At 72.2% G+C, this 10,093-nt stretch carries 6 protein-coding genes and 1 pseudogene; 2 read left to right on the top strand and 5 right to left on the bottom strand.

Features of this window, described 5'->3' with window-relative positions:
- Nucleotides 1-63 precede the first annotated feature (63 nt).
- Nucleotides 64-1,752 (bottom strand): serine/threonine-protein kinase, encoded by a 1,689-nt coding sequence (locus tag AB0J39_RS20595; RefSeq protein ID WP_363466972.1) that lies wholly within the window; start codon nucleotides 1,750-1,752, stop codon nucleotides 64-66.
- A gap of 325 nt (nucleotides 1,753-2,077) precedes the next feature.
- On the opposite strand from AB0J39_RS20595, the gene AB0J39_RS20600 reads away from it, so the two are divergent.
- Nucleotides 2,078-4,906 (top strand): M14 family zinc carboxypeptidase, encoded by a 2,829-nt coding sequence (locus tag AB0J39_RS20600; RefSeq protein WP_363466975.1) that lies wholly within the window; start codon nucleotides 2,078-2,080, stop codon nucleotides 4,904-4,906.
- Between the two features lie 31 nt (nucleotides 4,907-4,937).
- On the top strand, nucleotides 4,938-6,368 hold the full coding sequence (locus tag AB0J39_RS20605) for a M1 family metallopeptidase (protein ID WP_363466978.1): 1,431 nt from the start codon (nucleotides 4,938-4,940) through the stop codon (nucleotides 6,366-6,368).
- Between the two features lie 54 nt (nucleotides 6,369-6,422).
- Here the strand turns inward: AB0J39_RS20605 and AB0J39_RS20610 are convergent, their stop codons facing one another.
- The 4 genes and pseudogenes from AB0J39_RS20610 to AB0J39_RS20625 form a co-directional block, all read right to left on the bottom strand.
- The gene (locus tag AB0J39_RS20610; protein WP_363466981.1) at nucleotides 6,423-7,058 is read right to left on the bottom strand and encodes a response regulator transcription factor; all 636 of its coding nucleotides are present in this window, start codon (nucleotides 7,056-7,058) and stop codon (nucleotides 6,423-6,425) included.
- The gene (locus tag AB0J39_RS20615) at nucleotides 7,055-8,206 is read right to left on the bottom strand and encodes a sensor histidine kinase (protein WP_363466984.1); all 1,152 of its coding nucleotides are present in this window, start codon (nucleotides 8,204-8,206) and stop codon (nucleotides 7,055-7,057) included. Before AB0J39_RS20615 ends, AB0J39_RS20610 begins: the two co-directional genes overlap by 4 nt.
- A gap of 79 nt (nucleotides 8,207-8,285) precedes the next feature.
- Nucleotides 8,286-9,107: an AfsR/SARP family transcriptional regulator gene (locus AB0J39_RS20620; protein WP_363466986.1), complete on the bottom strand. Its 822-nt coding sequence runs from the start codon at nucleotides 9,105-9,107 to the stop codon at nucleotides 8,286-8,288.
- 232 nt (nucleotides 9,108-9,339) lie between these two features.
- Nucleotides 9,340-10,093 (bottom strand): annotated as a pseudogene (locus tag AB0J39_RS20625) (hypothetical protein); the annotation flags it as partial.

The following is a 10,093-nucleotide window of genomic DNA, read 5'->3' on the forward strand; positions in this document are numbered from 1 at the left end:
CATGCGACATCATTGCTCTTCAGGGACGAAATCCCCCTTGACCTGCGGATCTTAACCGAATCGTTATTTCGGTCGGAAGGTGCGCTCGAAGACGCGAAAATAGGACAAACCGGAAGTCCATCGGGAGTCGGCGACCTGCCAGTAGAGGGCGACGCAGCGGCCGTCGTCGAGCCTGAAGGCGCGGTCGAGCACCCGCACCCTGCCGGCGTCGGTCCTGTGCGTGAACTCCCAGTCCGCGGCGGGCACGCCGAGATATTCCGTGTCCGTGACGCCGATGCGCTCGTAGTCGCGCAGGTACCCCTTCTTGGTCGAGGCCGCCTCCACCGTGCGCACCGCGGCCATCGGGTCGGTGGTCTCCCATGGGGTCAGGTCCACCTGCAGGTAGTCACGCCCGCTCGGGTGGTGGAAGCGCACCCGGGTGGCCTCCCTGCCGTACGGGACCCAGCCGGAGGGCAGGGCGATCGAGAAGCCGAGCCGGTCGCGGTGGACCTTCCATCCGGCGGGCAACGCGGCCGCCGTCGGCGTGGGGGGTTCCGGGGACGGCTCCTCGGACGGCTCCTCTGACGGCTCGCCGGAGGCGCTCGACCGGGTGTACTCCGGTGTCGGCTCGGCGTCGCCCGAGGTGGAATCCGAGGTGGAATCCGAGGTGGAATTCGAGCCCGAGGTGGGGGCGTAGCCCGTCGGCGTGAGGTCCTCGGCGGCGGTCCCGCCGCTGGTCCGCGTGCTGTAGCCGTACCAGCCGCCCGCGGCGAGGGCCACGAGCAGCAGCGGTAACAGGACGAACAGCGCCACTCTGCCGGCGGAGCCGCGCCTCGCGGGGCGCGCGCCCGGTGCGGTGTGCGCGCCGTACGGATGGGCGCCGTACGGCGGAGGGGGGCCGGTCGGCGCGCCGTTCCAGGGGCCGGACTGGGGCCCGGGTCCCGGGGGAACGGGCTCCTGCCCGGCCGACAGGGCCGCGTTGAACAGGGCGGCGGCCTCGGCCGCGCCGATACGCCGGGCGGGGTCCTTGCGCAGCAGGCCCTCGAGCGCCGGCGTCAGTGCGCCCGCCCGCAGGGGCGGGGCGGGATCGTCGTGCAGGATGGCCGCCATCGTGGCCACGGGGGAGTTGCGGTCGAACGGGGTCCTGCCCTCGACCGCCGCGTACAGCGTGGCGCCGAGGGACCACAGGTCGGACTCGGGGGTCGCGGGGTGTCCGTTCAGCCGCTCCGGGGGCATGAACGCGGGGGTGCCGGTGATGCCGCCGGTCATGGTCAGCCCGGCCTCCTCCGGCATCGTCGCGATGCCGAAGTCGGTGAGCACCACCCGGGTCTCCCCGTTGAGCAGCACGTTCTCCGGCTTGACGTCCCGGTGGAGCACTCCCGCGGCGTGCGCGGTGCACAGCGCGTCGAGCACCTGCAGGCCGATCGCGGCGACCCGGGCGGGCGGGAGCGGGCCCTGGTCGCGCAGCACTTGGCCCAGCGACCGCGACTGCACCAGCTGCATCACGATCCAGGGACGGCCGTCCTCCTCGATCACGTCGTGGACGACGACGACGTTCGGGTGGTCGATGCGACCGGCCGCCCGCGCCTCCCGGATGGTGCGCCGGTTGAAGGTCTCCCTGTCCTCTTCCGAGGTTGGGTGGTAGAGCACCTCTTTCACGGCCACCGTGCGGTCGAGCAGATCGTCGTGGGCGCGCCAGACGACGCCCATGCCCCCGCGGCCGATCGGTTCGAGCAGGTGGTACCTGCCCGCCACCCGACGCTCCTCGTCCACCCTGTCCTCCTCCAAATCTTCTGAATGGTCCCACAGGCGGGCGTGCGGCCGTCCGCCCCGAACCGGACGGGACCGGAGGAAGCGCGCGGTGAACGGCGGGCGAACCCGATGCCCACTTGTTATCGGACGTTATATAAGAGGGATTCGGTCAGGCAGTGGCGCGACGACATGCGAAAACGTGACTGCTCACACTTTCCGTCGCGGTGCGGTTATATTTCGCGCGCCTTGTCCGGTTTATTCCCTTCTAATACTGTCCGCAGTGACTTTGTCGTTTCCCGAACCGGTGCTCCCCCGAGACATCCCCCGTCCCCCGCCTGGAGGCGAGATGCGGTTACGCACGACGTTGTGCGGAAGATCCCCCTACGGCATGGCGCTCGGCGCCGCGGTCCTGGTGTCGGCCGCGCTCACGCTGACGCCGGCGTCCCCCGCGCAGGCCGGCCCGGCCGGCAAGGCGCCCGCACGGTGCGGCACCGACCCGGACGCCCACCTGGCCGCAGTGCCCGCTCCGGAGCAGTTCTTCGGCTTCCCGCTGGGCAAGGGGCAGCCCCGGGTGCTCACGACCGAAGAGATCAAGAAGTACGTGGACGCCGTGGCGGGCGCCTCGGACCGCGTGGTCACGGGCACGGTGGCGCACAGCGTGACCGGCCAGGAGCTGCCGTACGCCATCGTGTCCGACTCCCGCAACATGGTCCCGGGGCAGCTCAAGAAGATCGCGGACCAGATCCGTTCGCTGCGCGACCCGAGGTCGCTGAAGGCGGACAAGGCGGCGCGCATCGCCGCCGGCTCGCCCGCCATCGTGTGGATAGCCGGGAACGTCCACGGCGGCGAGAAGAGCGGCGCCGACGCCGCCCTCAAGACGCTGTACGAGCTGGCCGGCGGCCTGTCCTGCGACGTCGCCAAGCGCAACGACAACCTGGTCACGGTCATCATCCCGACCCAGAACCCGGACGGCCGCGACGCGAGCCGCAGGCAGAACGAGTACGGCTTCGACCTCAACCGGGACTGGTTCGCCCGCACCCAGCCGGAGACCGACGGCAAGATCGAGATGCTCCGCCGGTTCCCGCCGCAGGTCTTCGTCGACGCGCACGAGATGGGCGGGCGGCAGTACTTCTTCCCGCCCAACGCCGACCCGATCCACCACGAGATCCCCGACCAGCCGGTGGACTGGATCAACCGCATCGGCGCGGCGAACGCCGCGGGCTTCGGCTACAACGGCGCCTGCGGCGGCGCGGTCACCACCGAGTGCTACTTCAACTACGCGACCTACGACCTGTTCTACATGGGCTACGGCGACAGCGTCCCGGCCGCCGGCTTCGGCGCCGCCGGGATGACGTTCGAGAAGGGCAGCTCGTCGGCGGTCGAGGACCGGGTGCAGCAGCAGTTCGACACCCAGTGGGCGACGACCGGCTGGGCCGCCGACAACCGGCGCGAGGTCCTGGACGGCTACTACTCGATCTGGCGGACCGCGCTCGCCGAGGGGGCCGCGGGCACGCTGGAGCCGAACGAGGTCGTCCAGCCGTCCAACACGGTCCGGTTCCCGGTGCCCGACGTGACGGTCCGGTCCTACTTCCTGCTGCCCGACCGGCAGCTCGGCGACGTGCGTCGGCTGGTCGAGCGGCTGCGCCGCATGGACGTCGAGGTCTACCGGGTGAGCAAGCCCGTCAAGGTGCCCTCCGCGCGGGTCTTCGGCGGCCGGACGGCCAGTGACGTGACCGTCCCCGAGGGGGCCTACTGGATCCCGATGGACCAGCCGCAGAAGCACTGGATCCAGGCGGTCATGGGAGAGGACCCGTACGTCCCGTTCCCCTACTTCTACGACGTCTCCTCGTGGAGCAACCCGCTGCTCGCGGGCGTGAACGCCATCTCCACCGGCGACGCTCTGTCGCCGAAGGCCGACCTCGTCAAGGACGTCGAGGGCGGCGTGGTCTCCGCCGCGCCCCGAGGCGGGTCGTACTCCTACCCGATGGACTCGGCCGCCGCCTCCGAGCTGACCTTCCGGCTGCTCGGCGCGGGCGTGCCGCTCACGCGTGACGCCGGCAGCGGCGTCGTCGGCCTGCCCGCCGCGGCGACGAACCGCGGCGAGCTGGACAAGCTCGCCCGTTCGCTGGGCGTGACGGTCGAGGGCCGCGCCGCCCCGGCCTCCGGCGCCGCGCTGCGCGCGCCCGACGTCGGCCTGTTCGCCGGCACCGGCGTCTCCACCACCTCCGGGTCGTACGGCGAGGCCCGCTACGTGCTCGGCGACCGCTGGGGTCTCGACCTCAAGCCGGTGACCACGGCCGACGTCAACGGCAACACCCCGGCCTTCACCGGGCGGACCGTCCTGCTCGTCCCGGACGGCAGCAGCTCCAACGGCGGGCTCACGGCGCAGGGCCTGGCCAACCTCAGGCAGTGGGTGGCCGCGGGCGGCACGTACGTCGGGCTGCGCAACGAGGGCACCCGGGTCGCCAGGGCCGCCGGCCTCACCTCCACGACCGAGAAGGCCAAGCCGACCGGCTACCAGGTCATCGGCTCGCACTTCCGGGTGGACGTGACCCCCGGCACCCAGGTGTCCCTCGGCCGCCCGGCGGAGGACTTCCAGTTCAACAACGGCGACCCGATCCTCAGCCCCAGCCAGACCGGGGTCAACGTGCTCACCTACCCCTCCGACGACACGTTCTGGTCCAACGGCTACACGGTGGGCGCCGAGGCGCTCAAGGGCACCGTCTCCCTGGTCGACGAGCCGACCGGCGCCGGACACGCCGTGCTGTTCGCCTACAACCCGCTGTTCAGGGCGTATAACGAGAACGGCATCCACCTGCTCGCCAATGCGCTGCTGTATCCGGCAGGCGCGTCGCAGGCGTCGCCGCAGGCCAAGCAGCGAGTCGCCCCGGCCCCGGATCCGCTGCGCGTCGCCGCGGCGGCGACGGAGGAGCCGCCGAACCTCGGCGGTGAGTGGCGGCCGATCGTCATCCAGGTGGCGGACGCCGATCTGGCGCGGACCCGCGCGGTGGTCGAGCGCTACACGGACACGGCGCTGACCGCGTCCGCGGACGGCTCGTCCTACGTCACGATCCCGAACCCCGACGGCCTGTCCGCCGACGAGCACCCGTTCGTCCGCGACCTGGTGCGCGATCTCGGCGCGGTGGGCATCCCGCTCCGCTCCGTCATCGCCTGACCCTCGCCTGACCCCACCGAAAGGAACCCACATGACATCGTCCCGTTCGCGCCGGGCGGCGCGGATCGGCGGTGCCGCGCTCGCGGCCGCGCTGCTCACCGCGACCCAGGCGACCACGGCTCTCGCGGCCCCCGGCAACCCCGGGGAGCCGCGCTACTCCGCGGGCGCCCCCTCGCTCGGCGACCCGTACTTCCCCGACCAGGGCAACGGCGGCTACGACGTGCGGCACTACGACGTCACGTTCTCCTACGACCCCGCCACCAAGGTCATGGACGCCACGACGGTGATCACCGCGGTCGCCACCCAGGACCTCGACCAGTTCGACCTGGACTTCCAGGGCCCGGAGATCACATCGCTGACGGTGGGCAAGCACCCGGCCGGCTACCGGCGGGACGGGCAGGAGCTCATCGTCACCCCGCGGCCGAAGCTCAAGACCGGGGAGACCTTCACCGTCACGGTGACGTACACCGGGACGCCGCCGGTCATCACCGACCCCGACGGCTCGATCGAGGGCTGGGTGCCTACCGACGACGGCGTCTTCGTGCCGGGCGAGCCGCAGGGCGCGCCGGCGTGGCTGCCCGCCAACGACAGCCCCGCCGACAAGGCGACGTTCACCTTCCGGGCGACGGTTCCCGAGGGTGTCACGGTGGTCGGCAACGGCCGCCTGGTGTCCAAGACGACCGCGAACGGCAAGACGACGTTCGTGTGGGACTCGGCCGAGCCGATGGCGACCTACCTCGCCACGGTGACCCTGGGGAACTTCGTCGTGACCGAGACGACCACGCCGAGCGGCATCCCGGTCTACACGGCCGTGGACCCGCGCCTGGTGACCCAGTCGGCCGCGGCCGTCGCCCGGATCCCCGACATCCTGGAGTACTTCTCCTCGATCTTCGGGCCGTACCCCTTCAACCAGGCGGGCGCCATCATCGACCGCGCGCCGAACGTCGGCTACGCCCTGGAGAGCCAGACCAAGCCGATCTTCTCCAGCGCGCCCAGCGTCGGCACGATGGCGCACGAGCTCGCACACCAGTGGTACGGCGACAGCGTGAGCGTCGGCAAGTGGTCCGACATCTGGCTGAACGAGGGCTTCGCGACGTACGCGACCTGGCTGTGGACCGAGCACACCGGAGGCGCCACCGCCCAGCAGACGTTCAGCGGCGCGAGCAACTACGGCCGGGCGGCGACCTCGTCGTTCTGGCAGGTCGTCACGGCCGACCCCGGCCCCGAGGACATGTTCGGCAACGTGCCGTACAACCGCGGCGCGATGACGCTGCACGCGCTGCGCGGCAAGATCGGCGACGCCGCGTTCTTCACGCTCATCAAGGACTGGGCGGCTCGGCACCGGTACGGCAACACGAGCACCGCCGAGTTCGTCACGGCGGCGGAGAAGGTCTCGGGCATGGACCTGAAGGCGTTCTTCGACGTGTGGCTGTTCCAGAAGGGCAAGCCCGCCTCCTGGTGACCCCTCACCGGCGGCGCCCTTGGCAGGGAGCCGCCGGTTCCGGGTGCGCGCGGTTCAGGGACGCAGGTGCAGGGCGAGCTGGATGCGGTCGCGCAGGCCCAGCTTGCGCAGCACGCTGGACACGTGGTTCTTGACGGTCCCCTCGGTGATGAACAGCCGCGCCGCGATCTCCCTGTTGGCGGCCCCGGCGGCGACCATCCGCGCCACCTCCACCTCGCGGGCGGACAGCAGATCCTGCCCGCGGAAGGCGACCGGGCTCACCGGCAGGTGCCGCAGCTCGGCGACCAGGCGGGCCGCCACCGGGCTGCCCAGCACGGTCTCCCCGCGGCTCACCCGGTGCACGGCCGAGACCAGCTCCTCCGGCGAGCAGTCCTTCAGCAGGTAGCCGGTCGCGCCGCCGCGCAGCGCGCCGAAGATGTACTCGTCCTCGTCGAACGTGCTGAGCACGACGACCGCCACCTCCGGGTGCTCGGCGGCCAGGCGGCCGATCAGCTCCACGCCGTTCATGCCCGGCATGCGCATGTCCACCAGCGCCACGTGCGGGCGGCGGCCGGAGATCACCCGCAGCGCCTCGTGCCCGTCGGCCGCCTCGCCCACGACCTCGATGCCGTCCTCGACGTCGAGCAGCTTGCGCAGCCCCTCGCGCAGCAGCGCCTGGTCGTCCACCAGCACGACCCTGACCGGCGTCATGCCCGCACCTCCGACAACGGCAGCTCCGCGCGCAACTCGAACCCTCCGCCCGGCCTGTTGGCGCCGGCCAGCGTGCCGCCCAGGGCCCTGGCCCGCTCCGCCAGCGACGTCAGCCCGAAACCGCCGGCCGGCCGGTCGTCCCTGCCCTTCCCGTCGTCGCTGACCATGAGCACGACGCGGTCGTCGCCGAAGGCGAGCGTGCCGCGCACGTGCTCCGCCTTCGCGTGCCGCAGCGCGTTGGTGAGCCCCTCCTGCAGCACCCGGTAGAGGACGAGCTCGGTGTCGGGCTCCAGCCGCCGCTCCTCGCCCCGCACCTCGAAGCTCACGCTGATTCCGGTGCCGTCGAACGACGCCGCGAGCCGTCCGAGCGCGGCGCTGCCGACACGGCCGTCCAGCGCGAGCGGCCGCAGCGCGCGCACCCAGCGCCGCGCGTCGGTCAGCGCCTCCGCGGTGAGCTCCTTGGCCTGGCGGACCTCCGCCCAGGCGGCCTCGGGGCGTCGCTCGCGGAAGCGCTCGGCGTTCTCCAGGCCCATCTTGATGACCGTGAGGTGGTGGCCGACCGAGTCGTGCATCTCCGCCGCCATCCGCGCCCGTTCCTCAGCCACGGCCAGCTCCCTGATGCGTTCCAGCAACCCCTGGGCCTCCTCGCGCCTGCGCCGCGCCTCCAGCGTGGAGGCCGCCATGCCGAGGCCGACCGCCGCGAACACCGCCATCGTGGCGGCCTGGGCGAAACCTTCCGTGACCGTCCTGCCCTCGAGCAGGGGCACGACCGCGCACAGGGCCGTGACGCAGGACAGGAGAGCGGTCGCGACGCGCATGCCGTACACGAAGGCGAGGTTGGCCATCGCGATGAGGACCAGGGGCATGTGCGTCTCCACGGACCCTGTGACTCCCAGCGCGAGCGTCGCCGCCAGGAACAGCGGCGCCACCCAGCGGCGGCGCGCCGCCCGCTGCCACGGCAGCGCCGGCCAGAGCGCCGCGACCAGCACGACGTTGGCGGCGAACAGCACGTACTCCGGCAGGCCGCTGCCTCGGCCGGTCGCGACCGCCTCCGCGAGGCCGATGGTCAGCAGGGCCGTCATCGCCCAGAACGCGACGTTCAACAGGAACGGCCGATCGGCGTCGCGCAACCAGTCGAAACGCGCCATGACTCGACCCTAGATCTCCGCGGCGCGAATGTGACCGGCCGCCGGAAAAACATGACCGTGGTCATGGCCGCGGGGCGCGCTAGAAGACGGGCTCCGGCTGGGGGGCGACGGTGCCCCGGACGGCGTCGCAGTCCCGGCGGAGCACGGCGACGTGGAGTTCGTGCAGCTCGGCCGACGGGTCGAGACCGAGCTGGTCGCCGAGCACGGCCGTGGCGCGTCCCCAGGCGGAGATCGCCCCGGCCACGTCCCCGCCCAGGTAGTAGGCGCGCATGAGGTGGGCCCAGCTCGTCTCGCGGAAGGGGGCGTCGCCCAGCACCTCCAGGATCTCGGGGATGAGATCGGTCGTGCGGCCCAGGCCCAGACGGGCCTCCACGAGGCGCTCCCGCACCGTCAGGTGCAGCTCGGCGAAGGCGGTGAACCGCGACCGCAGCAGCTCCGAGGCGGTGCAGTCCTGACCGATCGGCCCCTGCCACAGATCGAGCGCCCCGCTGAGCGCCTCCTCCGCCGCGCGGGGCTGCCGGTCGCGCAGCCGGGCGAAGCCTTCCATGGCGAGCCGCCTGAACATGACCGCGTCCACCTCCTCGGGCACGGCGAGCAGCCGGTAACCGCCTTCGCCGCCGCCTCCCCGCAGAGTGACCAGGCGGTCGCGCAGCCCGAGGGCCGCCAGCCGGGTACGCAGCCGGGCGACGTGCAGTCTCAGGTTCTTGCGGGCCGAGCCGGGCGGGTCCTCCCACAGGTATCTCATCAGTTGCTCCACCGGCACCGAGCGTCCCTCTTCGAGCAGCAGCGCGGCGAGCAGCCCCCTCACCGGGGCCGATCCGATGGCCAGGGACGCGTCGTCGTCGCCGACCTGAACACGTCCCAGCAGGCGGAAGAGCATGTCGTGGCCTTTCTCGGGCACTCGATTCTGCGGCCTCATGGAGGGCCGGAACACCGCGCGGCGGGGTGGGAAGGGCCGGGACGGCCGCGTGAGCGCGGGGGCTCGCCTTCTCACGTCCCACGGCCAACGCGTCGCTCCCAGCGCGTCCACGTTGACGGGCCTGGCCGTTGTTCTCATCCTGCCGGTGTACGAGACGGACGAGGATAGCCAGTTGACCGGCATTAACGGTCTTTAGTGGACAGGTGTGCGCGCCTCAGCAGGGGCAGGCCACCGTGTGGTCCAGGCAGCGGGTGATCTTCGCGAGCGTGCGGGACAGCACCGCCTCGGTCAGGTGGTTGTGGCTGACGAGGAAACCGTTCCGGGGTCGCACCAGGCCGCTCCACTCGTACCGCGCGGTGGTCGGCGTCACGATCCCCCGCCGTTCGAACGCCAGGGCGATCCGGCCGGCGGGCACGTCGGGACGCAGTTCGACGTGCACGTGCGACCCCGACCGGGTGCCGCTCAGCCGCTCCACGGCCGGGTGATCCGCCAGGGCCTCCACCACGAGCTGCCGCTTGGCCTGGTACGCGTGACGCAGCCGGTCGACGCGGGCCCGGGTCTCGGCCGAGCCGAGCATCTCGGCCACGGCGCGCTGCGCCACCGTGACCGTGCCCGACTGCCGCAGCGACAGGTGCTCGGCCAGCTGCCGCAGCCGGCGCCCGCGGGCGAGGATGTAGCCGGTGCACACCACGTCCGGGAGAAGCCGGCACAGGCAGCCCACGTAGAGGACGTCGTCGGTGCGGTCCCGGCTCAGGTCCCACAGCGACTGCGGCCGGATCGCCTCGGTGAAGTCGTGGTCCCGGTCGTCCTCCACGATCAGCGCGCCACGGGTGACGGCCAGCTCGACCAGCGCGCGCCGCCGCGACAGGGACAGCTCCACCCCGAGCGGCATCTGGTGGGAGGGGCGAACCACGACCGCCCCCGCGGCGCGGGGCACGGCCTCCACCAGCGCCCCGTCGGCGTCCACC

The sequence above is a fragment of the Microbispora sp. NPDC049633 genome (genome assembly GCF_040675265.1).
Lineage (GTDB): Bacteria > Actinomycetota > Actinomycetes > Streptosporangiales > Streptosporangiaceae > Microbispora > Microbispora maris.

Bases quoted from the DNA above. Each gene is read 5' to 3' on its own strand.
- AB0J39_RS20600 (WP_363466975.1), top strand. From the start codon at position 2,078: ATGCGGTTACGCACGACGTTGTGCGGAAGATCCCCCTACGGCATGGCG.
- AB0J39_RS20605 (WP_363466978.1), top strand. From the start codon at position 4,938: ATGACATCGTCCCGTTCGCGCCGGGCGGCGCGGATCGGCGGTGCCGCG.
- AB0J39_RS20610 (WP_363466981.1), bottom strand. From the start codon at position 7,058: ATGACGCCGGTCAGGGTCGTGCTGGTGGACGACCAGGCGCTGCTGCGC.
- AB0J39_RS20615 (WP_363466984.1), bottom strand. From the start codon at position 8,206: ATGGCGCGTTTCGACTGGTTGCGCGACGCCGATCGGCCGTTCCTGTTG.